20 protein-coding genes are annotated in these 25,996 nt (G+C 70.9%); 16 read left to right on the top strand and 4 right to left on the bottom strand.

The features are described 5' to 3' along the window. On the top strand, positions 1-834 hold the full coding sequence (gene fdhD / locus SD460_RS25730) for a formate dehydrogenase accessory sulfurtransferase FdhD (RefSeq protein WP_318306836.1): 834 nt from the start codon (positions 1-3) through the stop codon (positions 832-834). Here fdhD and SD460_RS25725 read toward each other — a convergent pair. From SD460_RS25725 to sucC, 3 genes are read right to left on the bottom strand one after another with little or no spacing between them, the layout of a single operon-like run. After that, a complete protein-coding gene (locus SD460_RS25725; protein ID WP_290053207.1) occupies positions 822-1,829 on the bottom strand; it encodes a LysR family transcriptional regulator in 1,008 nt (335 codons plus the stop codon). The genes fdhD and SD460_RS25725 overlap by 13 nt on opposite strands. Before the next feature lies 1 nt (position 1,830). Continuing rightward, positions 1,831-2,712 (bottom strand): succinate--CoA ligase subunit alpha, encoded by an 882-nt coding sequence (sucD, locus tag SD460_RS25720; RefSeq protein WP_290053208.1) that lies wholly within the window; start codon positions 2,710-2,712, stop codon positions 1,831-1,833. A gap of 3 nt (positions 2,713-2,715) precedes the next feature. Next, positions 2,716-3,861, bottom strand: a complete 1,146-nt coding sequence (sucC, locus tag SD460_RS25715; RefSeq protein WP_290053211.1) for an ADP-forming succinate--CoA ligase subunit beta — start codon at positions 3,859-3,861, stop codon at positions 2,716-2,718. 267 nt (positions 3,862-4,128) lie between these two features. Between sucC and SD460_RS25710 the strand changes: the two genes are divergently transcribed. From SD460_RS25710 to SD460_RS25690, 5 genes are all read left to right on the top strand, one after another. Continuing rightward, entirely contained in the window at positions 4,129-5,865 is a 1,737-nt protein-coding gene (locus SD460_RS25710) for a thiamine pyrophosphate-binding protein (RefSeq protein ID WP_318306835.1), read from the top strand. A gap of 11 nt (positions 5,866-5,876) precedes the next feature. After that, entirely contained in the window at positions 5,877-7,106 is a 1,230-nt protein-coding gene (frc, locus tag SD460_RS25705) for a formyl-CoA transferase (RefSeq protein ID WP_290053216.1), read from the top strand. After that, the gene (locus SD460_RS25700) at positions 7,107-9,233 is read left to right on the top strand and encodes an acetate--CoA ligase family protein (RefSeq protein ID WP_290053219.1); all 2,127 of its coding nucleotides are present in this window, start codon (positions 7,107-7,109) and stop codon (positions 9,231-9,233) included. A gap of 103 nt (positions 9,234-9,336) precedes the next feature. After that, the gene (locus SD460_RS25695) at positions 9,337-10,716 is read left to right on the top strand and encodes an OFA family MFS transporter (RefSeq protein ID WP_290053220.1); all 1,380 of its coding nucleotides are present in this window, start codon (positions 9,337-9,339) and stop codon (positions 10,714-10,716) included. Positions 10,717-10,764: 48 nt separating this feature from the next. After that, complete coding sequence (locus SD460_RS25690) at positions 10,765-12,138, top strand: OFA family MFS transporter (protein ID WP_318306834.1); 1,374 nt, start codon at positions 10,765-10,767, stop codon at positions 12,136-12,138. A gap of 28 nt (positions 12,139-12,166) precedes the next feature. On the opposite strand, the gene SD460_RS25685 is transcribed toward SD460_RS25690, so the two are convergent. After that, a complete protein-coding gene (locus SD460_RS25685) occupies positions 12,167-12,904 on the bottom strand; it encodes a GntR family transcriptional regulator (protein ID WP_290053224.1) in 738 nt (245 codons plus the stop codon). Positions 12,905-13,087: 183 nt separating this feature from the next. Here SD460_RS25685 and SD460_RS25680 point away from each other — a divergent pair, with 183 nt between their 5' ends. The 10 genes from SD460_RS25680 to pucD all read left to right on the top strand — a co-directional run bounded on the left by SD460_RS25680 (position 13,088) and on the right by pucD (position 25,996). After that, complete coding sequence (locus SD460_RS25680) at positions 13,088-14,083, top strand: 2-dehydropantoate 2-reductase (RefSeq protein ID WP_290053226.1); 996 nt, start codon at positions 13,088-13,090, stop codon at positions 14,081-14,083. A 14-nt stretch (positions 14,084-14,097) separates the two neighbouring features. Beyond that, entirely contained in the window at positions 14,098-16,017 is a 1,920-nt protein-coding gene (locus tag SD460_RS25675; RefSeq protein WP_290053227.1) for a molybdopterin oxidoreductase family protein, read from the top strand. Between the two features lies 1 nt (position 16,018). Then, a complete protein-coding gene (locus tag SD460_RS25670; protein WP_290053228.1) occupies positions 16,019-17,764 on the top strand; it encodes an NAD(P)H-dependent oxidoreductase subunit E in 1,746 nt (581 codons plus the stop codon). Beyond that, positions 17,761-18,618, top strand: a complete 858-nt coding sequence (locus SD460_RS25665) for a 2Fe-2S iron-sulfur cluster-binding protein (RefSeq protein WP_290053230.1) — start codon at positions 17,761-17,763, stop codon at positions 18,616-18,618. The genes SD460_RS25670 and SD460_RS25665 overlap by 4 nt, the downstream gene beginning before the upstream one ends. A 136-nt stretch (positions 18,619-18,754) precedes the next feature. Further along, a complete protein-coding gene (locus SD460_RS25660) occupies positions 18,755-19,561 on the top strand; it encodes a hydroxypyruvate isomerase family protein (protein WP_290053232.1) in 807 nt (268 codons plus the stop codon). Continuing rightward, entirely contained in the window at positions 19,558-20,445 is an 888-nt protein-coding gene (locus SD460_RS25655; protein WP_290053241.1) for a 2-hydroxy-3-oxopropionate reductase, read from the top strand. Before SD460_RS25660 ends, SD460_RS25655 begins: the two co-directional genes overlap by 4 nt. A 1-nt stretch (position 20,446) precedes the next feature. Continuing rightward, positions 20,447-22,135 carry a glyoxylate carboligase gene (gene gcl / locus SD460_RS25650; RefSeq protein WP_290053242.1) on the top strand — a complete coding sequence of 563 codons (1,689 nt, stop codon included), beginning with the start codon at positions 20,447-20,449 and terminating at the stop codon, positions 22,133-22,135. A 242-nt stretch (positions 22,136-22,377) separates the two neighbouring features. Beyond that, complete coding sequence (locus SD460_RS25645; RefSeq protein WP_318306833.1) at positions 22,378-23,247, top strand: FAD binding domain-containing protein; 870 nt, start codon at positions 22,378-22,380, stop codon at positions 23,245-23,247. Further along, positions 23,238-23,708 (top strand): (2Fe-2S)-binding protein, encoded by a 471-nt coding sequence (locus SD460_RS25640; protein ID WP_290053246.1) that lies wholly within the window; start codon positions 23,238-23,240, stop codon positions 23,706-23,708. The genes SD460_RS25645 and SD460_RS25640 overlap by 10 nt, the downstream gene beginning before the upstream one ends. Next, positions 23,705-25,996 carry a xanthine dehydrogenase subunit D gene (gene pucD, locus SD460_RS25635; RefSeq protein ID WP_318306832.1) on the top strand — a complete coding sequence of 764 codons (2,292 nt, stop codon included), beginning with the start codon at positions 23,705-23,707 and terminating at the stop codon, positions 25,994-25,996. The genes SD460_RS25640 and pucD overlap by 4 nt, the downstream gene beginning before the upstream one ends.

Raw genomic sequence — 25,996 nt, 5'->3', positions numbered from 1 at the left:
GTGGGGCGGATGACCAGCAGGCGCCCGGTCTTGCGCGTCCGCGACGGCGCGTGCGCGACGCGGCCGGACACGCTCACCGTCGAGGAGCCGCTCGAGATCCGGGTCGGCGGCCAGGCGCTGTCGATCACGATGCGGACCCCGGGCGACGACTTCGACCTGGCCGCGGGCTTCCTGGTCGGCGAAGGGGTGGTCCGCGCGGCCGCCGACATCCGGTCGATCCGCTACTGCGCCGGCGCGACGGCCGACGGGAGCAACACCTACAACGTCCTCGACGTGGCGCTGGCCGCGGGCGTGGCCCCGCCGGACGCTTCGGTGGAGCGGAACTTCTACACGACTTCGTCGTGCGGGCTGTGCGGTAAGGCGAGTTTGGACGCGGTCCGCACTACGGTCACCTGGCCCATCGCGGCGGACCCGTTCACGGCGGACCCGGCGACGCTGGCCGGTCTGCCGGAAGAACTCCGCGCGGCGCAACGGGTTTTCGACCGCACGGGTGGCCTGCACGCGGCGGGCTTGTTCGACGCGGACGGGAAGCTGCGCTGCCTGCGCGAGGACGTCGGCCGCCACAACGCGGTGGACAAGGTCGTCGGCTGGGCCACCCGCGGCGGTGAGGTGCCGCTGTCGGGCACGGCGCTGATGGTGAGCGGCCGGGCGTCGTTCGAGCTCGTGCAGAAGGCGGCGATGGCGGGAATCCCGTTGCTGGCCGCGGTTTCGGCGCCTTCGTCGCTGGCGGTGGACCTCGCGGCGGAGCTGGGGCTGACGCTGGTGGGGTTCCTGCGGGGCACGTCCATGAACGTCTACACGCGACCGGACCGCCTGGGCCTTCAGCCGAGCTGACCGAGCACCGCCTCGACGGCGGCGTCCACCGGACTCCGGTGCACGGCGGCGAGCTGCCAGGGCGGTGGCCGGTCGAACCGCCGGACGGTGAGCTCGGGAAACCGCGCGGCCGCGGAGGCGGGCAGCACGCAGGCGGCCAGCCCGGCCCGCACGATTTCCGCGGCGGCGGCGAGGTCGTCGACTTCGAGGGTCACCCGGCGAGAGGGAAAGGCCCGGTCGACGGCATCGCGGATCGCCCAGCCGGGAGGGAAGTCGACGAGGGCAAGCCCGGACAGGCTCGCGGGAGCGGAACGCGAGCCGCCGGGAGCGGTGGCGAGAACGAGTTCTTCGGCGGGGAGCGGCGTGGTGACGAGCCCGTCGCCGAAAATGCGGCCATCGCTGGCGCGCGGCCCGGCGGCGGGCGCGACAGCAGTTCCGCCGGTCGCGGGAGTCGGGCCGCTCGCGGGAGTGGCGGCCGGCCCGACGTGGGCCGGGTCGCCTGCGCGCGCGGTGTTCGGCTCGGCGGTGGCAGCGCGGTCGGCCGCGGGAGCCGGGTCGCTCGCGTGCGCGGTGGTCAGGCCGCCCGGAAGCGCCGTCACCACCACGTCCACAGTGGACTCCGCCACCGCGCACCCCACCTCCCCGGTCCGCACGCGGCGCAGTTCCACCGCCAACCCCGGATGGCCGTGCCGCAGCTTCGCCAGCAGCCGGTGCGAGTCCGCCAGCAAACCCGGGCACAGCCCGACCCGCACGCACCCGCCCACCGGGGAGACCGCCGCCCGGGCTCGCTCGGCTGCTTCCAACGCCGCCCTTGCCGCGGGCACGAAGGCCTCGCCGGCCGGGGTCAGGGCCACTCGGTGGGTCGTGCGGTGGAACAGCGGCGTGCCCAGGTCCCGTTCCAGCGCGCGGACCACCGTCGACACCGTCGACTGCACCGTTCGCAGCCGCTGGGCCGCCGCCGTGAAGCCGCCCTCTTCGGCGACCGCCACCACCACCGCCAGCTGACGGAGTTCCATGTCAGCCGAGGACTTCGCGGACCAGGGCCGCCGTCTCGCTCGGGGTGCGGCCGACGCGGATGCCCGCCGCCTCCAGCGCCTCCTTCTTCGCGGCCGCCGTACCTGAAGAGCCGGAGACGATCGCGCCCGCGTGGCCCATCGTCTTGCCTTCCGGCGCGGTGAAGCCGGCGACGTAGCCGACCACCGGCTTCGACACGTTGGCCCGCACGAACTCCGCGGCGCGTTCTTCCGCGTCGCCGCCGATTTCGCCGATCAGGACGATCACGTCGGTCTCCGGGTCCTTTTCGAACGCTTCGACGGCGTCGATGTGCGTCGTCCCGATGATCGGGTCGCCGCCGATGCCGACGCACGTCGAGAACCCGGTGTCCCGCAGCTCGTGCATGAGCTGGTACGTCAGCGTGCCGGACTTCGACACCAGGCCGATCCGGCCCGGGCCGGTGATGTCGGCAGGGATGATGCCGGCGTTCGAGCGGCCGGGGGAGATGATGCCCGGGCAGTTCGGGCCGATGATCCGCGTCCGCCCGCCCGCGGCGACCGCGTGCGCCCACAACCGCGCGGAATCGTGCACCGGGACGCCTTCGGTGATCACCACCGCGAGCCCGATCCCGGCGTCCACCGCCTCGATCACCGCGTCCGCGACGAACGGCGGCGGCACGAACAGCACGCAGACGTCGGCGCCCGCCGACGCGATCGACTCCGCGACGCTGCCGAACACCGGCAGCGAACGACCGGAAAGCTCGACCCGCTGCCCGGCCTTGCGCGGGTTCACCCCGCCGACGACGGTCGTCCCGGCGGCCAGCATCCGCCGGGTGTGCTTGGCGCCTTCGGAGCCGGTGATGCCGGAGACGACGATCCGGCTGGTCTCGTCCAGGAAGATGGCCACGGGTCAGACCTCCGCGATCGCGAGCTTCGCCGCCTCGCGGGCGGCGTCGTCCATGGTGGCCACCACGGTGACCAGGGGGTGGGCGGCTTCGGCGAGGATCCGCCTGCCTTCGGCGACGTTGTTGCCGTCGAGCCGGACCACCAGCGGCTTGGTCGCGCGCGAACCGAGCACGTCCAGCGAGCGCACGATCCCGGTCGCGACGGCGTCGCACGCGGTGATGCCGCCGAAGACGTTGACGAACACGCTGCGCACCTGCGGGTCGCCGAGGATCACGCTCAGCCCGTTCACCATCACCTCGGCCGAGGCGCCGCCGCCGATGTCGAGGAAGTTCGCCGGGCCGCGCGCGCCCGCCTCGGCCGCGGCCGCCGCTACGACGTCCAAAGTGGACATGACCAGGCCGGCGCCGTTGCCGATCACGCCGATGTCGCCGTCCAGCTTGACGTAGTTGAGGCCCTTCGCGCGGGCTTCCCGTTCGAGGGGGTCGCCGTCGGCGGTGCCGTCGAACGACTCGGACCGCCGGAAGGCCGCGTTGTCGTCGAGGGTGATCTTCCCGTCCAGCGCGACGATCCCGGCCGGCGTGCTCGCCAGGGGATTGACCTCGACGAGCGTGCAGTCCTCGGCGACGAACACCTCCCACAGCTTTTCGACGACCCCGGCCACTTCCGCCCGGACGCCGGCCGGGAACGCCGCCGCCACCTCGGCCGCGTCGACGCCGGCCAGTGCGTCGACCGGGACCCGCCGGAGTGCCGCCGGGTCGGTGGCCGCCACTTCTTCGATCTCCATCCCGCCGTGGACCGAGGCCATGGCGAGGAACGTCCGCCCGGCGCGGTCGAGCAGGAAGGAGACGTAGTACTCCTCGGCGATTTCGCTCGCTTCGGTCACCAGGACGCGGTGGACGGTGTGGCCCTTGATGTCCATCCCGAGGATGTCGTCCGCGGCTTGCTCGGCGTCGTCGGCTGTATGCACTACGCGGACACCGCCGGCCTTGCCGCGGCCGCCGGTCTTGACCTGGGCCTTGACGACCACCGATCCACCCAGATCGACGGCGGTGGCACGAGCCGCGGCGGGATCGGCGGCGACGCGGCCGCGGGGGACGGGTACGCCGTGCTTCTCGAAGAGCTCTCGGGCTTCGTGTTCGAAGAGGTCCATGCGGGGGCGTCCTTTCCGCGGCGGGGCAGGGCGAGGGCGTGGAGCGACGGTCCGCGGGGCCGGCCCGAGGCCCGGGAAAAACCCTGCGGATAGCCCTGGACACGGGCTGCTCGAGGAGTGACTATATGCCTACCCCATACGGTATGCAATCTACAGTCTGCCGCGAAGAGGCCGCTGACCTCGAAGGACGCCGGCAGTGGCATGAGCGGACCCGGAAACGGACTGCCGGACAAGAGAGCTCCGGTGGCGGACCAGAGGAGTTGAGCGATGGCGCTGACCACGACCGGCACGACCGCGGGGGAGAGTGCCCGTGCGACGAACGGCGCCGAGCCCGCGCCGGCCGAGATCTCCGGCGGCCACCTGGTGGCGAAAGCCTTGAAGGCCGAAGGGGTCGACACGATCTTCACCCTGTGCGGCGGCCACATCATCGACATCTACGACGGCTGCGTCGACGAAGGCATCGAGGTCATCGACGTCCGGCACGAGCAGGTCGCGGCGCACGCCGCGGACGGTTACGCGCGGATCACCGGCAAGCCCGGTTGCGCGGTCGTCACCGCCGGGCCGGGCACCACCGACGCCGTCACCGGGGTGGCGAACGCGCTGCGCGCGGAAAGCCCGATGCTGCTCATCGGCGGCCAGGGCGCGCTGACCCAGCACAAGATGGGGTCCCTGCAGGACCTCCCGCACGTGGACATGATGGCGCCGATCACCAAGTTCGCCGCCACCGTGCCGCACACCGCGCGGGTCGCCGATCTCGTGAGCATGGCGTTCCGCGAGGCCTACGCCGGGGCGCCGGGCCCGTCGTTCCTCGAGATCCCGCGGGACGTCCTCGACGCGCGGGTGCCGCTCAGCCAGGCGCGGATCCCCGAGGCGGGCCGCTACCGCGCGTCGACGAAGAACGCGGGCGACCCCGCCGACGTCGAGAAGCTCGCGGACCTGCTGGTGCACGCGAAGAAGCCGGCCATCCTGCTCGGCAGCCAGGTCTGGACCACGCGGGCCACCGAGCCCGCCGCCGACCTGGTGCGCACGCTGAACATCCCGGCGTACATGAACGGCGCCGGCCGCGGCACGCTGCCCCCGGGCGACCCGCACCACTTCCAGCTCTCCCGCCGGTACGCCTTCGACAACGCCGACGTGATCGTCATCGTCGGCACCCCGTTCGACTTCCGGATGGGCTACGGCAAACGGCTGTCGAAGGACGCCACCGTCGTGCAGATCGACCTCGACTACCGCACGGTCGGCAAGAACCGCGACGTCGACCTCGGCATCGTCGGCGACGCCGGCCAGGTGCTGGCCGCGGTGGCCGAGGCCGCTTCCGGACGCGCCGACAACGGTGCCGTCGGCCGGAAGGCGTGGCTCGAAGAACTGCACGCCGTGGAAGAGCAGGCGAAACAGAAGCGGCTGCCGCTGCAGCACTCCGACGCGAGCCCGATCCACCCGTACCGGCTGGTCCACGAGATCAACGAGTTCCTCACCGAGGACTCGATCTACATCGGCGACGGCGGCGACATCGTCACCTTCTCCGGCCAGGTCGTCCAGCCCAAATCGCCCGGCCACTGGATGGACCCGGGTCCACTCGGGACACTCGGCGTCGGCATCCCCTTCGTCATGGCCGCCAAGCACGCCCGGCCGGACAAGGAGGTCGTCGCGCTCTTCGGCGACGGCGCGTTCAGCCTCACCGGCTGGGACTTCGAGACGCTGGTGCGGTTCGACCTGCCGTTCGTCGGCATCGTCGGCAACAACTCGTCGATGAACCAGATCCGCTACGGCCAGGCCGCGAAGTACGGCCTGCCGCGCGAGCGCGTCGGCAACACTCTCGGCGACGTCCGCTACGACGAGTTCGCCCGGATGCTCGGCGGCTACGGCGAAGAAGTCCGCGACCCCACCGACATCGCGCCGGCGCTGCGGCGGGCCCGCGAATCCGGCAAGCCCTCGCTGCTCAACGTCTGGGTCGATCCCGACGTCTACGCCCCCGGAACCATGAACCAGACCATGTACAAGTGAGCGGAGGCCTCATGGGTAAGGCACTGGAGGGCGTCCGCGTCCTCGACATGACGCACGTGCAGTCCGGACCGTCGTCGACGCAGCTGCTCGCCTGGCTCGGCGCGGACGTGATCAAGCTCGAAACCCCCGGCCGGGGCGACATCACCCGCGGCCAGCTGCGGGACCTGCCCGGGGTGGACAGCCTCTACTTCACGATGCTGAACGCCAACAAGCGCAGCATCACGCTCAACATGAAGAGCGCAGAGGGCAAGGAGATCTTCGAAAAGCTGGTGTCCGGAGTGGACGTCCTGGTCGAGAACTTCGGCCCCGGCGTCGTCGACCGCTTCGGCTACCCTTGGGAGAAGCTGGCCGCGCTCAACCCGCGGCTGGTCTACGCCTCCATCAAGGGGTTCGGCCCCGGCCGCTACGCCGACTTCAAGGCCTACGAGGTGATCGCGCAGGCCATGGGCGGCGCGATGAGCACCACCGGCTTCGAGGAGGGGCCGCCGACCGCGACCGGGGCGCAGATCGGCGACTCCGGCACCGGCATCCACCTGGTGGCCGCCATCCTCGCCGCGCTGTACCAGCGGACCTCCACCGGCCGCGGCCAGCGCGTCCAGGTCGCCATGCAGGACGCCGTGCTCAACCTGTGCCGGGTCAAGCTGCGCGACCAGCAGCGGCTCGCCCACGGTCCGCTGGGGGAGTACCCGAACGACCAGTTCGGCGACGAGGTCCCGCGCTCGGGCAACGCCTCCGGCGGCGGCCAGCCCGGTTGGGCGGTGAAGTGCGCGCCCGGCGGCCCGAACGACTACATCTACGTGATCGTCCAGCCACCCGGCTGGGCCCCGCTGGCCCGGCTGATCGGCAAGGGCGAGCTGGCCGAGGACCCGGCGTGGGCCACCCCCGAGGTCCGGCTGTCCAAACTGGACAAGATGTTCGCGCTCGTCGAGGAGTGGACCGAGAAGCACACCAAGTGGGAAGTGCTGGAGAAGCTCAACGCCTGCAACATCCCGTGCGGCCCGATCCTGTCCACGAAGGAGCTCATCGAGGACGAGACCCTGGCCGAGCTCGGCTCGGTCGTCGAGGTGGCGCACCCGGAACGCGGTGCGTTCAAGACCGTCGGCTGCCCGCTGAAGCTCTCCGACTCGCCGGTCGAGATCGACCGCTCGCCGCTGCTCGGCGAGCACAACGACGAGGTGCTGGGCGAGCTCGGCTACGGCGAGGCGGAGCTCGAGAAGTTCCGCGCGGCGGGGGTGATCTGAGTGGCGGATCGCGTGGCGGTCGAAAAGATCCTCGACCAGGTGGCGGCCGAGGGGCGGTCCTCGCTGACCGCACCCGAGGGGCGTGCGGTGTGCGAGGCATACGGTATCCCGACGCCGGCGGAGCGGCTGGCCGGCTCGGCGGAGGACGCCGTGGCCCAGGCCGAAGCCATCGGGCTGCCGGTGGTGCTCAAGATCGTCTCCCCGGACATCCTGCACAAGACGGAGGCCGGCGGGGTGCTCGTCGGCCTGCGGGACGCCGAAGCGGTGCGGGCGGGATACGAGCAGATCGTCGAGAACGCGAAGGCCTACGACGCCGGCGCGCGGATCCTCGGCGTCCAGGTGCAGCAGATGCTCACCGAGGGCCAGGAGGTGATCGTCGGCTCGGTCACCGACCCGACGTTCGGCAAGGTCGTCGCGTTCGGCCTCGGCGGCGTGCTGGTGGAGGTGCTCAAGGACGTCACCTTCCGGCTCGCGCCGACGACGACCGACGAAGCGCTGTCGATGGTCGACGGTATCCAAGCGGTGGAAATCCTCCGGGGAGTCCGCGGATCGGATCCTGTCGACCGCGACGCGCTCGCCGCCGTCATCACCGGGCTCGGGCAGCTGGTCGCCGACTTCCCGCAGCTGTCCGAAGTGGACCTCAACCCGGTGCTCGCCACCGCGCGCGGGGCGACCGCGGTCGACGTCCGCATCCTGGTCGACCCGGAAGCGGCGAAGGAGCCGCACCGGTTCACCCAGGAGGAGATCCTCGCGTCGATGAACCGGATCATGAAGCCGGCGTCGATCGCGGTGATCGGCGCGTCGGCCGAAGCGGGCAAGATCGGCAACTCGGTGATGAAGAACCTGGTCGACGGCGGGTACGCGGGGGAGATCCACCCGATCAACCCCAAGGCCACCGAGATCCTCGACCGCAAGGCGTACGCCAGCATCACCGACGTACCCGGCGACGTCGACGTCGCGGTCTTCGCCATCCCGGCCAAGTTCGTCCCCGCCGCGCTGGAGGAGGTCGGCAAGAAGGGCGCGGCCGGCGCGATCCTCATCCCGTCCGGCTTCGGCGAGACCGGCAACGTCGAGCTGCAGGACGAGGTCGTCGCGATCGCGCGCAAGCACGGCGTGCGCATCCTCGGGCCCAACATCTACGGCTACTACTACACGCCGGAAAACCTGTCGGCGACATTTTGTACACCGTATGACGTCAAAGGCGGCGTCGCCCTGTCCTCGCAGAGTGGCGGGATCGGGATGGCGATCCTCGGGTTCAGCCGCTCGGCGAAGATGGGCGTGTCGTCGATCGTCGGCGTGGGGAACAAGGCCGACATCGACGAGGACGACCTGCTCACCTTCTTCGAGCAGGACGACAACACCCAGCTCGTCGCGATGCACCTCGAAGACCTCAAGGACGGCCGCTCGTTCGCGGAGACGGCGAAGCGCGTCTCGAAGCGCAAGCCGGTCGTGGTCCTCAAGGCGGGCCGGACGTCGCAGGGCGCGAAGGCGGCCAGTTCGCACACCGGCGCGCTCGCCGGGAACGACAAGGTCTACGACGACATCCTCCGCCAGAGCGGCGTCGTCCGGGCGCCCGGGCTCAACGACCTGCTCGAGTACGCCCGCGGCATCCCGCTGCTGCCCGCGCCGAAGGGCGAGAACGTCGTCATCATCACCGGTGCCGGCGGCTCCGGCGTGCTGCTGTCGGACGCGTGCGTCGACAACGGGCTGGACCTGATGGCGATCCCGCCCGACCTCGACGCGGCGTTTCGGGAGTTCATCCCGCCGTTCGGCGCGGCGGGAAACCCGGTGGACATCACCGGCGGCGAACCGCCCTCGACCTACCGCAAAACGATCGCCCTCGGTCTCGAGGACGACCGCGTCCACGCCCTGATCCTCGGCTACTGGCACACCATCGTCACCCCGCCGATGGTGTTCGCGGAACTCGTGTCCGAAGTGGTCGCGGAGTACCGCGCGAAGGGGATCCACAAGCCCGTCGTCGCGTCGCTCTCCGGTGACGTCGAGGTCGAAGAAGCGAGTGACTACCTGTACGAGCACGGCGTCGTCGCCTACCCGTACACGACCGAAAAGCCCGTGGCCGTGCTCGGCGCGAAGTACCGCTGGGCGCGGGCCGCGGGGCTGCTCTGAACGTCCTCCACAGGGGCTGGCCCGAGCACACGGAAAGGACGATGATCCACCCGCACTACGGCAGCAGAGGGACGTGAGTCAACGGTGACGAAGGACAACTCTCATGACCGCAGCCACTTACCAGGAGATCACTGACCCGAACGGAAGAACCTACCGCGTCGGCGAGTCCGACCGGGACATCATGGGCAGACCCCGGTGGACGATGGTCGTCCTGCCCTGGGTGGCCATGATGGCCATCAGCTCTTCGGAATACGCGTTCACTTCGGCCGAGGACACGCTGTCCGCGGCGCACGGCTGGCACGGCGCCCACATCTTCTGGCTGCTGGCCGTCTGGATCTTCTTCCAGGCGGCGGTGGCGTTCCCCGCGGGCAAGTTGCGCGAAAGCGGCCGGCTGTCCGCCCGCTCGGCGATGCTGCTCGGCGCCGCGGGCACCGTGCTCGGGTACGTGGCACTGGCCTACTCGCCGAGCGTCTTCTGGGCCTACCTCGGCTTCGGCCTGTTCGGCGGCGGTGGTGCCGGGTTCGTCTACGCGACCTGCATCAACATGGTCGGCAAGTGGTACCCGGAGCGGAAGGGCGGGAAGACGGGCTTCGTCAACGGCGGGTTCGCCTACGGCTCCGTCCCGTTCATCTTCATCTTCACGAACTACCTGGACCTGGGCAACTACGGCAGCATTTTGCCCGCGGTCGGGCTCTTCCTCGCCGCCGCCGTCGCGGTCAGCGGGCTGTTCTTCCGCGATCCGCCGAAGAACTGGTGGCCGGCGCAGGTCGACCCGCTGAAGGTGTCGGACGACCCGCGCGTGCGCCGGTCGCTGGCGAAGAACCCGCCCGCGGTCAAGCAGTTCACGCCGCGGGAGGCGCTCAAGACCGGCATGCTGCCGCTGATGTGGATCTGCCTGCTGTGCACGGCGGGTGTGAACATCTTCGGCATTTCCGCGCAGGTGCCGTTCGGCAAGGAAATGGGGTTCGCGGGCGGCATCGTCGCGCTCGCGATGAGCCTCAAGGCGGTCATCAACGGCGCCGGGCGCGGGGTGATCGGCTGGATCTCCGACCGCTACGGGCGGCGGCAGACGCTGCTGCTGGTCTGCGTGGTGCTGGGCCTGGCGCAGATCGCGGTGTACCTGTCCGGATCGCTCGGCAGCATGCCGCTGTTCCTGCTGGCGTCGATGGTTTCCGGGTTCGGCGGCGGGGCGATCTTCCCGTTGTTCGCCGCGCTGACCGCCGACTACTTCGGGGAAAACAACAACGCCAGCAACTACGGCCTGGTCTACAGCTCGAAGCTCGTTTCGGGCATCGTCGGCGCGGGCCTCGGCAAGATGGTGATCGACGGGTGGGGCTACGGCGCGGCCTTTTACTTGGCGGCCGGCACGAGCCTGCTCGCGGCGGGGCTCGCGTTGTTCTTGCGCCAGCCCGGCCGGAAACCCGGCGGGATGCGCCACGGGCTCGCCGAAACCGAGCTCGTGGCCCGGCCGGCCACCGGCTGACGCGGCACGCAGAGGGACACGGGTAAGCGCTGACGAAAGAGAACTCTCATGACTGCAGCTCGTTACCAGGAGATCGTCGACGACAACGGAAGGGTGTACCGGGTAGGCGAAACACCGCACGACATCATGGGGCGCTCGCGCAGCTGGATGGTCTGGCTGCCGTGGATCGCCATGATGGCGGTCAGCGTGTTCGAGTACGGCTGGGGCGCCGTCGAAGGCACCCTGGAAGAGAAGTACGGCTGGACGCTGTCGGACGCGTTCTGGCTGGCCAGCGTCTGGGCCGTGTTCCAGGCCGCGGTCGCGTTCCCGGCCGGGCGGCTGCGGGAGAAGAACATCGTCTCGGCGAAGACGGCGATGCTCGTCGGCGCGGTCTGCAGCGGCATCGGCTACTTCACGATTTCGCACAGCGGCAATCTCGCCCTGGCGTTCGCGGGCTATTCGGTCCTCGGCGGGATCGGCGCCGGACTGGTGTACGCGACCTGCATCAACATGGTCGGCAAGTGGTACCCGGAAAAGCGGGGTGCGCGAACCGGCTTCGTCAACGGCGGGTTCGCCTACGGCGCGGTCCCGTTCATCTACGTGTTCGCGGCTTTCCTCACCCCGGCCAACTATTCGGTGATCCTCGACGTGATGGGCGTCTACATGCTCCTCGCCGTCGGGATCTGCGGGTTCCTGTTCAAGGATCCGCCGAAGAGCTGGTGGCCGAACGACGTCGACCCGCTGAACTGGGTCCGCGACCGGAAGTCCCGCGGCGGCCTGGCGAAGAACCCGCCCGCGGTTAAGCAGTTCTCGCCGGGGGAGGCCGTCCGGACCGGGATGCTGCCGCTGATGTGGGTGTGCCTGGTGATCATCGGCGGCGTTTCGCTGTTCGGCATCAACTTCCAGGTGCCGTTCGCGAAGGTGAGCCACTTCGGCGCGTTCGTCGCGGCGTCCTCGGCCGGGGTGCTGGCGGTCGTGAACGGCACCGGCCGCGCGGTCGTCGGCTGGGCGTCGGACAAGCTCGGGCGGCGGCAGACGCTCACGCTGGTGCTGGTGATCGCGGCCGGCGCGCAGTTCGGCGTCCTGTACGCCGGGAACACGCACAACCTGGTGCTGTTCATGGTGTTCGCGTTCCTGACCGGTTTCGGCAGCGGCGCGTTCTACCCGCTGTTCGCCGCGCTGGTGCCGGACTACTTCGGCGAGAACAACAACGCGTCGAACTACGGCCTGGTCTACAGCGCGAAACTCGTGGGCGGCGTCGGCGGCGGCGGGCTCGCTGCGGGCGTCATCAGCGTGTGGGGCTACACCGGCGCGTACGTCCTCGCCGGGTGCATCGCGCTCCTTTCGGCGGTGCTGACGCTGTTCCTGCGCCAGCCCGGCCGGAAGCGCCACCAGCTCGCCGAAACCGAGCTGGTGGCGCGACCGTCGGCCTCGGCCGGCTGACCCGGCCCGCTCCCCGGTCCTGCCTCAATCAGGATCGGGGAGCCTCCGGGCGTTCGTGGTAGGCCTGGCGGGTCCGTTCGGTGTGCTTGGCCATGATCTGCTCCGCGGCTTCGGTGTCGCCGTCGGAGATGGCGTGGATCAGCTCGTCGTGCTCGCTCCACGCGTCCCGCCCGCGGGGCCGGGCGATCGGCGTGTAGTACCAGCGGACCCGGCGGTCGACGAGGCCGATCAGCTCCGCCAGCACGGCGTTGCCCGAGAGCTGCGTGATGAACGCGTGCAGGGCGGCATTGGCCGCGACCAGGCCTTCGGTGTCCTCGGCGTGCAAAGCGTGGACGCCGGTCTGCTGGAGCTCCCACAGGCGCCGGACGTCCGCCGGGGTCGCGTTGCCGGCGGCGAGTTTCGCGGAGTGCGTCTCCAGCACGCCGCGGACGCTCAGCAGCTGGTCGGCTTCCTCGTCGGTCGGCAGGTGCACGAACGCGCCCTGGGCGGGGCGGAGGTCGACCCAGCCTTCGCTCTGCAGCCGCTGCAGAGCCTCCCGGACGGGCTGCCTGCTGACGCCGAGGTACTCGGCCAGGTCGGCCTCGACCAGGTGCTGACCGGGTTCGAGGGTGCGGTTGATGATCAGCTCGGCGAGGGCTTCGTAGACGACCTGCCGCAGCGGCGCCGGCCGTTCGACGCGCTTGGCGGCGGTCGAGCTGAGCGAGCCCTTGGCCGTGCGGCGGCCGGACGGGCCACGGTCTTGGAGCGGGGAAGCGGGCTGGCTCACGGGACACCTCGGAGGGGAGAGGAACGCGCTGATCTGAGGTCAGGATACAGGTTTTGGTATGCAAAATCCCGAAATCTCACCCGGTCGGGAGTTTTGGCTACGACAACCACCCACCTCTGGTCTGCGTCCCGGATCCAGGATACTGTATGCAATCACGTGCTGGACCGAAGCGGGAGGCACATCATGAAGGTGGCTGTTCTCGGGGCCGGGGCGATCGGCGCCTACGTCGGGGCCGCGCTGCACCGCGGCGGGACCGAGGTGCACCTGATCGCCCGGCGGGCCCACCTGGCGGCGATGCGCGAGCACGGCGTCCGCGTGCTCAGCCCGCGCGGCGACTTCACCGCGCACCCCCACGTCACGGACGACCCGGCCGAAGTCGGCGAAGTCGACTTCGTCTTCCTCGGCCTCAAGGCCAACTCCTACGCCTCGTGCGGGCCCCTGCTCGAACCGCTGCTCGGTCCCGAGACGGCGATCGTGGCCGCGCAGAACGGCATCCCGTGGTGGTACTTCCACGGCCTCGCCGGGCATCCGCTCGAAGGACGGCGGGTCGAGACCGTCGACCCGGGCGGCTCGGTGACCGCAGTGCTCCCGCTGCGGCGGGCCGTCGGCTGCGTCGTCTACTGCTCGACCGTCATCGAGGAGCCGGGCGTGATCCGGCACCTGGAAGGCACCCGGTTCTCCCTCGGCGAGCCGGACGGCGAGATCTCCGCGCGCTGCAAGGTGCTGAGCGCGGCGATGATCGCCGGCGGGCTCAAGGCGCCGGTCGAACCCGGCCTGCGCGACGACATCTGGATCAAGCTGATGGGCAACGTCGCCTTCAACCCGTTGTCCGCGCTGACCCGGGCGACCATGGCCCAGATGTGCGAGCACGACGACACGCGCGCGCTCGTCGCCACGATGATGACCGAAACCCTCGCCATCGCCCGCGCGGCGGGCAGCGACCCGAAGGTCTCGGTCGAGAAGCGCATCGACGGCGCCTGGCGCGTCGGCCACCACAAGACGTCGATGCTGCAGGACCTCGAAGCGGGCAAGCCACTGGAAACCGACGCCATCATCGGCGCGGTCGTCGAACTGGCGGAGCTGACCGGCGTGCCCGCGCCGGCGCTGCGCCACGTCCACGCCGCCATCGGCCTGCTCGGCCACACCAGCACGACGCCCGTCCCCGTCGGGTCGCACTGAAACCGGAGGTGCCCGTGAAGCGCAAGAAGACCGAGCCGTACGTGCGGCTCACACAGCCACTGGTGCGCGACTCCGGCGTGCTGCGGCCGGCGACCTGGGAAGAGGCCCTCGACCGGGCCGCCGCCGGGATCCGCCGGACGCTGGACGCGAAGGGACCGGAGGCGTTCGGGATGTTCTCGTGCGCCCGCGCGACCAACGAGATGAACTTCGTCGCCCAGAAGTTCACCCGCGCGGTGATCGGCACGAACAACGTCGACTCGTGCAACCGCACCTGCCACGCGCCGAGCGTCGCCGGGCTGGCGCGGGTCTTCGACAGCGGCGGCGGGACGTCGTCTTACCAGGAGATCGAGGACGCCGACGTCATCGTGATCTGGGGCGGCAACCCGCGCGAGGCGCACCCGATCTTCTTCCAGCACGTGCTCAAGGCCGTCCACCGGGGAGCGAAGCTCTTCGTCGTCGATCCCCGCCGGACGAGCACGGCGAGCTGGGCGCACCGGCAGCTGCAGCTGGAAGTCGGCACCGACATCCCGCTCGCGCACGCGATCGCGCGGGAGATCATCCACTCCGGACTCGCCAACCACGCGTTCATCGAGCGGGCCACCGAAGGGTTCGCGGAGTTCGCCGCGTCGGTCGAGCCGTGGACGCTGGAGGTCGCCGAGAAGACCACCGGTGTGCCGGCCGGGCTGATCCGCGAACTCGCCCACGCCTACGCCCGCGCCGACCGGGCTCAGCTGTCGTGGACCCTCGGGATCACCGAACACCACAACGGCACCGACAACGTCCTGGCGCTGATCAACCTGGCCCTGCTGGCCGGGCAGGTCGGCCGCTACGGCGCCGGGCTGAACCCGTTGCGCGGGCAGAACAACGTCCAGGGCGGCGGTGACATGGGCGCCATCCCGGACCGGCTGCCCGGCTTCCAGGACGTCCTCGACGCGGACGTGCGCGCGAAGTTCGACGCGGCCTGGGGTTCGTCGATCCCGCCGCGCAAGGGGCTCAACCTCACGCAGATGCTGGACGCGATGGAACGCGGCGACCTGACCTGCGTGTACATCATCGGCGAGAACCCGGTCCAGTCCGAAGCGGACTGCGAGCACACGATCAAACGGCTATCCAATGTGGATCACCTGGTCGTGCAGGACATCTTCCTCACCAAGACCGCGCAGCTGGCCGACGTCGTGCTGCCGGCCAGCGCGGCCTGGTGCGAGAGCGACGGCACGTTCACCAACTCCGAACGTCGGGTCCAGCGCGTCCGCAAGGCCCTCGACCCACCGGACGGCGCGCGCGACGACATCGAGCTGCTGTCGGAGCTGGCCCGCCGGCTCGGGCACGACTGGCACCACACCGGCGGCGAGGAGGTCTGGAACGAGCTGCGCTCGCTCTCGCCGATGCACGCCGGGATGTCCTACGCGCGCCTCGAAGAACTCGGCGGGATCCAGTGGCCGTGCTACTCCGAGGACACGCTGGAACCGACGTTCCTGCACGGCCGCCTGTGGGCCGAGGACCCGGCCGAACGCGGGCGCCCGGCGCCGTTCACGGTGATCGAGCACAGCCCGCCGGTCGACCTGCTCACCGAGGAGTTCCCGATCCGGCTGACCACCGGCCGCCGGCTCGACTCCTACAACACCGGCGTCCAGTCGGGCGGGTTCCCGTCTCCGCTCCGGCAAGGCGAGACGCTCGACCTGTGCCCGGAGGACGCTCGCGCCCTCGGTGTCGTCCCGGACGAGCTGGTCCGCATCTCTTCGCGGCGCGGGGAGATCGTCGCCCCGGTCCGGCTCGACAAGGGCCTGAAGCCAGGGCTTGCGTTCATGACGTTCCACTTCCCGGACGAGATCGACGTCAACGTCATCACGATCGAGGCGACCTGCCCGATCGCCGGGACCGCGGAGTACAAAGCCGCGGCCATCCGGGTCGACAAGCTGCCTGTGGAGGTCTGAAGTGGACCTGAAGCTCCTGGACGCCGTCGCGTCGCGCGCGGAACGGGAGGCGGTCGCCGGCTTCGCGGGCGGCGGCCGCGACCAGCTGCTGCCAGCGCTGCACGCGGTCAACGACCGGGTCGGCTGGATCAGCCAGGGCGCGCTGAACCTCATTTGCGAGACGCTGCACGTCCCGCCGGCCGACGCGTACGGCGTGGCCAGCTTCTACTCGCTGTTCGCGCTCGAGGAACGCCCCGAGCGGGTTGTGCACGTGTGCACCGACCTGGCGTGCCGGGTGCGCGGCGGGGAGACCGTGTGCGACGTCCTCACCGAGCACGTCGGCGCCGCGGGGAAGGCGCGCGACGGGGTCACGTGGCTGCGCAGCCCGTGCCTCGGCGTCTGCGAACGGGCCCCCGCGGCGCTGACGTTCCAGGCGGGCGACCCGGCCACCACCGAGCTGGTCGCCCCGGCCACCGGTGCTTCGGCGGTGCTGGCCGCCCAGCGGGAACCGTCCGCTTCGGACGGTTCGCCGCCGCTGATCCACCAGAAGGACGGACTCCGGCTGCTGCGCCGGGTCGGCGTCGTCGATCCGTCCAGTGTGGACGGATACCGCGCGACGGGCGGCTACGCGGCGCTGCGGAACGCCCTGCGGATGGGTGAGGCCGCGGTGCTCCGCGAGGTCACCGACGCCGGGCTGCTCGGCCGCGGCGGGGCGGCCTTCCCGACCGGGCGGAAGTGGGCGGCCACCGCCGCGCAGCCCGCCGGGCCGCACTACCTGGTGTGCAACGCCGACGAGAGCGAGCCCGGCACGTTCAAGGACCGCGTGCTGCTCGAAGGCGACCCGTTCGCGCTGGTGGAGTCGATGACGATCGCCGCGTTCGCGATCGGCGCCCGACAGGGGTACGTCTACCTGCGGGGCGAGTACCCGCGGGCGCTGCGGCTGCTGCGGAACGCCATCGAGGTGGCCCGGGAACGCGGGTTCCTCGGGGTGGACGTCATGGGTCACGAAGGGTTCTCGTTCGACATCGAGATCCGGCGCGGGGCGGGAGCGTACATCTGCGGCGAGGAGACCGCGATCTTCAACTCGATCGAGGGCTTCCGCGGGGAACCGCGCACGAAGCCGCCGTTCCCGGTCGAGCGGGGGCTGTTCGGCAAGCCGACCGTGGTCAACAACGTCGAGACGCTGGTGAACCTGCCGCTGATCCTCACCGAGGGCGCGGCCGCGTACCGGGCGATCGGCACCGAGGCCTCGGCGGGCCCGAAGCTGTTCTGCCTGTCCGGCAACGTCGAACGGCCCGGCGTCTACGAAGTCCCCTTCGGCACGACGCTGCGGGAGCTGCTCGCCTTGGCCGGGGGAGTACCGGAAGGGCGCGCGCTGCGGGCGATCCTGCTCGGCGGCGCGGCCGGCGGGTTCGTCCGGCCCGACGAACTGGACCTGCCGCTGACCATGGAGGACGCGCGGGCGGCGAAGACGACGCTCGGTTCCGGCGTCGTGCTGGTCCTCGACGACCTGGCCGACCTCGGCGGGTTCCTGCTGCGGATCGCGGAGTTCTTCCGCGACGAGTCGTGCGGGCAGTGCGTCCCGTGCCGGATCGGGACCGTGCGGCAGGAAGAGGCGATCCGGCGCGTCCTCGCGGCGGGTACCGAGGAGCGGCCGCTGCTGCGGGAGGTGGGCGGGGTGATGCGCGACTCGTCGATCTGCGGCCTCGGCCAGACCGCCTGGAACGCCATCGAATCCGCCATCGACCGGCTGGGAGCGCTGCAATGACCATTGTGGACATCGGGATCCCGAAGCGGCTGGTCGAGTTCACCGTGGACGGTTCGACGGTGCGCGTCCCGGAGGGTTCGACGATCCTCGACGCGTGCGCGGCGGCCGGGAAGGAGATCCCGACGCTGTGCTACGGCGACACCCTCGAACCGGCGAACGCCTGCCGCGTCTGCATGGTGGAAGTCGAGGGCTCGCGGACGCTGGTGCCGTCGTGCTCCCGCAAGGCCGAGCCGGGCATGGTGGTGCACACCGACTCCGAGCGCACCCGGACGAGCCGCAAGGTGGTGCTGGAACTCCTCGCTTCGGCGGCGGACCTGTCGACCACGCCGGAGGTCGCGCGCTGGCTGGCGGAGACGGGCGCGGACCCGGACCGCTTCGGCCCGGACGCCGCGACGGTCGCCCAACCGGCCATTGTGGACAACGAGCTCTACGTCCGCGACTACGGGAAGTGCATCCTCTGCTACAAGTGCGTCGACGCGTGCGGCGAGCAGTGGCAGAACTCGTTCGCGATCACCGTGGCGGGCCGGGGCTTCGACGCGCGGATCTCGACGGAGTTCTCGAACCCGCTGCCGGACAGCGCGTGCGTGTACTGCGGCAACTGCGTGGAGGTCTGCCCGACCGGCGCGCTGAGCTTCAAGCGCGAGTACGACAAGCGCGCCGACGGTTCGTGGGACGAGTCCCGCCAGACGGCGACGACGACCGTCTGCACGTTCTGCGGGGTGGGCTGCACCCTGACCCTGCACGTCCAGGACAACGAGATCGTGAAGGTGGCTTCGCCGCACGAGAGCTCGGTGACGCACGGCAACCTCTGCATCAAGGGCCGCTTCGGCTGGCAGCACGTCCAGAACCGGTAGCTCCACCCGACGCGGAGGCGCCGTGGCTCGACGAGCCGCGGCGCCTTCGTCGTCTCGGCCGTTGACCGCGCCGCAGGTCGGCGGCTATTCTCGATATGCGAAAGAAAAATTCCGGATAGCGAAATTTGAGGTAGCGATGCCCGAGCACTCCCTGCCGTACGTCGTCAACCTGTCGCTGCTGTTCAAGGAGGTCCCCCTCCTCGAGCGCGCGGCGGCCGCGCGGGCGGCGGGCTTCACCGACGTCGAGTACTGGTGGCCGTTCGAGTCCGCCGTACCCGCGCGGGACGAGGTGGACGCCTTCGTGAAGAGCCTCGACGGCGTCCGGCTGCGCGGGCTGAACTTCTACGCCGGGGACATGGCGGCGGGGGAGCGGGGGCTGGTGTCGTGGCTCGGCCGCGAGGCGGAGTTCGCCGACAGCCTCGTCGTGGCGCTGGGCATCGCCGAGCGCACCGGCTGCCGCAGCTTCAACGCGCTCTACGGCAACCGGCTCGACGGCGAAGACCCCGTCAAGCAGGACGACCTGGCGCTGGTGCACCTCGCCACCGCCGCGGAAGCGGCCGCGAAGATCGGCGCGCAGCTGGTCCTCGAACCGCTCTCCGGCGCGGACCGCTACCCGCTCAAGACCGCCGCGGACGCCGTGGCCGTGCTCGACGACCTCGGGCGCGACAACGTGCGGCTGCTGGCCGACCTGTACCACCTGGCAGTCAACGACGACGACCTCGACGCCTTGGCGACACAGCACATCGCCCGGATCGGGCACGTGCAGATCGCCGACGCGCCCGGGCGCCACCAGCCCGGCACCGGCTCGCTGGACATCGAGGGACACCTCGCGAAGCTGCAGGGCGCGGGCTACGACGGGTTCGTCGGGATCGAGTACGTCCCGGAGCCCGACACCCTCGCGTCGCTGGACTGGCTGCCGATCACCCGAAGGGGACGAGCATGAAACTGGGATTCATCGGACTGGGCGTGATGGGCGCGCCGATGGCCGCGCACCTGGTCGCGGCCGGGCACGACGTCAGCGGCTACGACGTCACCCCGGCCGCGGGGGAGAAGCTGCGGGCCGCCGGCGGGCGCGCCGCGACCGGTGTCGCCGACGCGGTGACCGGGGCGGACGTGGTGATCACGATGCTGCCGAACCACCCGCAGGTCGAGGAGGTCGTGCTGGCCGCCGGTGGCGTGCTCGACGCCGCCGAGCCCGGCGCGCTGCTCATCGACATGAGCACGATCCGGCCCGAGACGTCGATCGCGATCGCGGAAGCCGCGCGGGACAGGAAGATCCGCGTCCTCGACGCGCCCGTGTCCGGCGGTCAGGCCGGGGCCGAGCAGGCGGCGCTGTCCATCATGGTCGGGGGCGCCGAGGAGGACTTCGAAGCCGGGAAGCCGGTGCTGGAGGCGCTTGGCAAGACGATCGTGCACGTCGGCCCGCACGGGGCCGGCCAGGTCGTGAAGGCCGCCAACCAGCTCGTCGTCGGCGGGATCTACGGCCTGGTCGCCGAGGCGATCGTGCTGCTCGAAGCGTCCGGTGTGGACGCCGCCACGGGGCTCGACGTGCTCGCCGGCGGGCTGGCGGGCAGCCGCATCCTCGAACTCAAGCGCGAGTCCATGGTGGAGCGCCGGTTCGCCCCCGGCTTCCGGATCGACCTGCACCACAAGGACATGGGCATCGCGCTGGCCGCCGCCCGGCAGGCCGACGTCGCGCTCCCGCTCACCGGGCTGGTCGCCCAGCTCGTCGCCGCCGGCCGCGCCATGGGGTACGGCTCCCTGGACCACTCGGCCTTGCTGAAGGTCGTCGAACAGTTGTCGGGCCGCGTCCCGGCGGAGGTGTGACATGCCCAGAATCCCCGCCATGCAAGCGGTCGTCGACGTCCTGGAAAGCGAAGGCGTCGACACCGTCTTCGGCTGCCCCGGCGCGGCCATCCTCCCGCTGTACAACGCCCTACAAGGCCGGGCCATCGAGCACCTGATCGTCCGCCACGAAGAGGGCGCGACGCACATGGCCGACGGCTGGGCCCGGACGAACGGCAACGTCGGCGTCGCCATCGGCACGTCGGGGCCGGCCGGCACCAACATGATCACCGGGCTCTACACCGCGCACGCGGACTCGATCCCGATGATCTGCATCACCGGCCAGGCGGCGACGACCAAGCTGCACCAGGAAGCCTTCCAGGCGGTGGACATCGTCGAGATCGCCAAGCCGGTGACGAAGTGGGCGGTGCAGGTCAAGGAAGCCGCACAGCTGCCGTGGATCTTCCGCGAGGCGTTCCGGGTCGCCCGCTCCGGCCGGCCGGGCCCGGTCCTGATCGACCTGCCGATCGACGTCCAGAAGCAGGACATCGAGTGGGACTCCTCGATCGACTCGCCGCTGCCGGTGACCCGGGTGACGCCGGCCGCCGCGCGGGTCGAGCGGGCCCTCGACCTGCTCCTGGCCGCGGAACGCCCGCTGATCCTGGCCGGCGGCGGGGTCGTCCTCGGTGAGGCCAGCGACCGGCTGCGGGCCGCGGCCGAGCGCCTCGACGTCCCGGTCCAGGTGACACTGATGGGCAAGGGGAGCTTCCCCGAGGACCACCCTCTGTTCGCCGGGATGGCCGGCATCCAGACGTCGCAGCGCTGGGCGAACGCGGCCTTCCTGGAGTCGGATCTGGTGCTGGCGCTGGGCGCGCGGTTCGGCGACCGGCACACCGGCGAGCTGTCGGTGTACCGGGGCGAGCGGAAGTTCATCCACGTCGACATCGAGCCCACCCAGCTGGGCAAGGTGTTCGGCCCGGACCTCGGCATCGTCTCGGACACGGGTGAGTTCCTCGACGCGCTGCTGGTGGCGCTCGAGAAGCGTGCCACCGAGCCGCGCCGTGAGTGGGTGGGCCGGATCGCGGAGCTGAAGGAAGCGCTTCCCCGGCGCGACGACTTCGACTCCCTGCCGATCAAGGCGCCGCGGGTTTTCAAGGAGATCAACGAAACCTTCGGCGAGGACACGTACTTCGTCACCGCGATCGGGCTCTACCAGATCTGGTCGGGCCAGTTCCAGCAGGCGCACAAGCCGCGGCACTACCAGGTGTGCGGCCAGGCCGGGCCGCTCGGCTGGGAGATCCCCGCCGCGATCGGTGTCAAGAAGGCGCGGCCCGGGGCCGAAGTCGTCGGCGTGGTCGGCGACTACTCGTTCCAGTTCCTCGTCGAGGAGCTGGCGGTGGCCGCGCAGTACGACGTCGGGTTCGTGCTGATCATGCTCAACAACGAGTACCTCGGCCTGATCCGGCAGGCCGAGACCCCGTATGACATGAACTTCGAGGTCGACATCCACTACGACGCGAACGGCACGGACAACGTCAAGATCATGGAGGCCTACGGCTGCTCGGGCACCCGCGTGCACGAGCCGGGGGAGATCCGGACGTCGCTCGAATGGGCCCGCAAGGAGGCCGAGCGGACCAGCCGCCCGGTGCTGGTGGAGATCATGATCGAACGCGAGGGCAACGCCGCCATGGGTGCCGCGCTCGACGCCGTCAAGGAGTTCGAGCCCGCGTGACGCTCGTGAGTGTTGAGTCGGGTTAGAACCCGACTCAACACTCACGACCACCTGCGTGACCACGGCCGCTGCACGAGACCCTGACCTCGTGCGGCGGCCTTTCCGCGTCCGGGGGCAGGCGGTTGTCGGAAAGTACAAACCGAAGCCGTAAATTCACCCGTCTTTCAGGGGTTTTGCCGTGGTCGCGACCACACCCGAGCGTGTGTACTTCTTCCCGAAGCAGCCCCGAAAGGACGTCCACAGTGGAATTCCTCCGACCCGCCACGCTGGCCGACGCGCTCGCCGCGAAGGCCGCGGCCCCCGGTGCGGTCCCGATCGCCGGGGGCACGGACGTGATGGTCGAGCTCAACTTCGACCACCGCCGTCCCGAAGCCCTGCTCGACCTCGGCCGCGTCGCCGAGCTCCACGAGCACGGCACCGACGGCGGCCGGATCCGGCTCGGCGCGGCCGTGCCGTACACCCGGATCATCGCCGAGCTCGGCGCGAAGCTGCCCGGCCTCGCGATGGCCGCGCGGACCGTCGGGTCCCCGCAGATCCGCAACCGCGGCACCGTGGGCGGCAACCTCGGCGCGGCCTCGCCCGCGGGTGATGCGCACCCGGCGCTCCTGGCCGCCGGCGCCGACGTCGAGATCGCCTCGGTCCGCGGCACCCGGATCGTCGCGGCGAAGGACTTCTACACCGGGGTGAAGCGCAACGTCTTGGAGCCGGACGAGCTGATCACGTCGGTGCTGCTGGCCCCGGCCACCGGGCCCCAGCAGTTCAGCAAGATCGGCACCCGCAACGCCATGGTCATCGCGGTCGCCGCCTTCGGGCTGGCGCTGCACCCGGCGGAGCGTCGGGTCGGCACCGGCGTCGGCTCGGCCGCACCCACGCCGCGGCGGGCGCTCGAAGCCGAGGAGTTCCTGGCCGGCGAGCTGAACTGGGACGCCCCCAAGGCGCTGAACGACTCGGTGAAACGCCGCTTCGGCGACCTGGTCGCCGCGGCCGCGTCGCCGATCGACGACGTCCGCGGCAGCGCCGCTTACCGGCGCCATGCCCTGGGGGTCATGGCGCGCCGGACGCTGACCTGGGCCTGGACCGACTATTGCGGAGGGAGCGCGAAGTGCGCGTGAACGTCACCGTCAACGGCGAGCACCGCCAGGCGGACAACGTCTGGGAGGGCGAAAGCCTGCTCTACGTTCTGCGCGAGCGGCTCGGCCTGCCGGGCTCGAAGAACGCCTGCGAACAGGGCGAATGCGGCTCGTGCACGGTCTACCTCGACGGCGTCCCGGCGTGTGCGTGCCTGGTCGCGGCCGGCCAGACCGAGGGCCGCGAGGTCGTCACGGTCGAGGGCCTGGCCTCCGGCGACGACCTCGACCCGGTGCAGGAGTCGTTCGTCGAGCAGGGCGCCGTCCAGTGCGGCTTCTGCACGCCCGGCCTGCTCGTCGCCGCGCACGACCTGATCGAGCGCGTCCCGGACCCCAGCGACGTCGAGATCCGCGAGGCCCTCGCCGGGAACCTCTGCCGCTGCACCGGGTACGAGAAGATCCTCGACGCCGTCCGGGACGCGGCCGCGAAGAAGGCCGTCCGATGAGCGCCCCGGCCCGCTCCCCTCAGGAGCTGCACGACACGATCGCCGGCGGCATCGGCGAAAGCCCGCTGCGCCCGGACGGCACCCTGAAGGTCCGCGGCGAGTTCGCCTACTCCTCGGACCTCTGGCACGAGGACATGCTGTGGGGCGCCACCCTGCGCAGCCCGCACCCGCACGCCCGGATCGTCCGCCTCGACGTCTCCCGCGCGCTGGCCCAGCCGGGTGTGCACGCGGTGCTGACCCACGAGGACGTGCCCGGCGAGAACGTCTACGGCCTCAAGTACCAGGACACCCCGGCGCTGGCCGCGGACCTGGTCCGCTACCAGGGCGAGCCGATCGCGATCCTGGCCGCCGACCACCCCGAGATCGCGCGGCAGGCACTCAAGGAGATCGTCGTCGAGTACGACGTCCTCGAGCCGATCACCGACCCCGAGCGCGCCGCGCACGACGACACCCTGAAGAAGCTGCACCCGGGCGGGAACGTGGTCCGCCACCAGCGGATCGTCAAGGGCGACCCGGCCGCGACCGCGGACGTCGTGGTCTCCGGCGTCTACGAGATCGGCATGCAGGACCAGGCGTTCCTCGGGCCGGAGTCCGGGCTCGCGGTCCCGGCCGAGGACGGCGGCGTCGACCTCTACCTGGCCACCCAGTGGCTGCACGTCGACCAGTGCCAGACGGCGAAGGCCCTGGGTCTCCCGCTGGAGAAGGTGCGGCTGACGCTGTCCGGCGTCGGCGGCGCGTTCGGCGGCCGCGAGGACCTGTCGATGCAGATCCACTCGTGCATGCTCGCCCTGCGCACCGGCCGGCCGGTGAAGATGAGCTACAACCGCCTGGAGTCGTTCTTCGGGCACGTCCACCGCCACCCGGCGAAGATGTACTACGAGCACGGCGCGACCCGCGACGGCAAGCTCGTCTACGTCCGGGCGAAGCTGTACTTCGACGGCGGCGCGTACGCGTCCAAGACCCCGGTCGTGGTCGGCAACGGCACCACGCTCAGCGTCGGACCGTACGACGTGCCGAACGCGCACATCGAGGGCTGGGGCGTCTACACCAACAACCCGACCTGCGGCGCGATGCGCGGTCTCGGCGCGGTGCAGCCGACCTACGCCTACGAGTCCCAAATGGACAAGCTCGCGTCCGCTTTGGACATGGACCCGGCGGAACTGCGGATCCGCAACGCGCTGAGCGAAGGGTCCACTGTGGTCACCGGTCAGGTGGTCGACTTCCCGGCGCCCGTGGCGGAGCTAGTGCAGCGGCTGCGCGACCTGCCGCTGCCACCCGAGCCCACCGGGGAACGCGACATCCGCGAATTGCCCGGCGGCGCGTCCAACACCACCCACGGCGAAGGCGTCGTCCGCGGCGTCGGCTACGGCGTCACGATCAAGAACATCTCCTACGCCGAGGGCCTCGACGACTATTCGACCGCCCGTGTCCGGCTGGAGGTCCTCGGCGGCGAAGCGGTGGCGATGGTGCACACCGCGGCGGCCGAGGTCGGCCAGGGCCTGGTCACGCTGCAGCAGCAGATCGCCCGCACCGAGCTCGGCCTGACCCGGGTGAGCGTGCACCCGGCCGACACGAGCGTCGGCGACGCGGGCTCCAGCTCGGCGTCGCGCCAGACTTACGTCACCGGCGGCGCCGTCCGCAACGCCTGCCGCGCGGTCGCGGAGGCGGTCTACGCGCGGCTCGGGGTGCCGTCCGAAGGGATGTCCCTGGTCGGCGGCAAGGTCGTGGCGGCCGACGGCGAGGTGGTCGCCGACCTGGCCGAGCTGCTGGGGGAGACCGCCATCGAGGAGACCCGCGAGTTCCACCACCGCCCGACCTACCCGCTGGACCCCGAGACCGGTCAGGGCGACGCGCACGTGCAGTACGGCTTCTCGGCCCACCGCGCGGTGGTCGACGTCGACCTGGACCTCGGCCTGGTCAAGGTCGTGCAGCTGGACTGCGCCCAGGACGTCGGCAAGGCGATGAACCCCGACGCTGTCGTCGCCCAGATCCAGGGCGGCTCGGCGCAGGGCCTCGGCCTCGCCGTGATGGAGGAGATCCTGGTCGAGGACGGCAAGGTCCGGAACCCGTCGTTCACCGACTACCTCATCCCGACCATCCTGGACATGCCGCCGATGCGCGTCGACGTCCTCGAGCGTCCCGATCCGCACGCGCCCTACGGCGTCCGCGGCGTCGGCGAGCCACCCACGATCTCCGCGACGCCGGCGATCGCCAACGCCATCCGCGCGGCCACCGGCCTCGAGCTGCCGCGCGTCCCCATCCGCCCCGAGCACATCACTGGAGTCTGA

This window comes from Amycolatopsis solani (genome assembly GCF_033441515.1).
GTDB classification, from domain to species: Bacteria; Actinomycetota; Actinomycetes; order Mycobacteriales; family Pseudonocardiaceae; genus Amycolatopsis; species Amycolatopsis solani.
The sequence above is the reverse complement of the archived record's forward strand: the minus strand, read 5'-3'. Positions and strand labels throughout refer to the sequence as shown.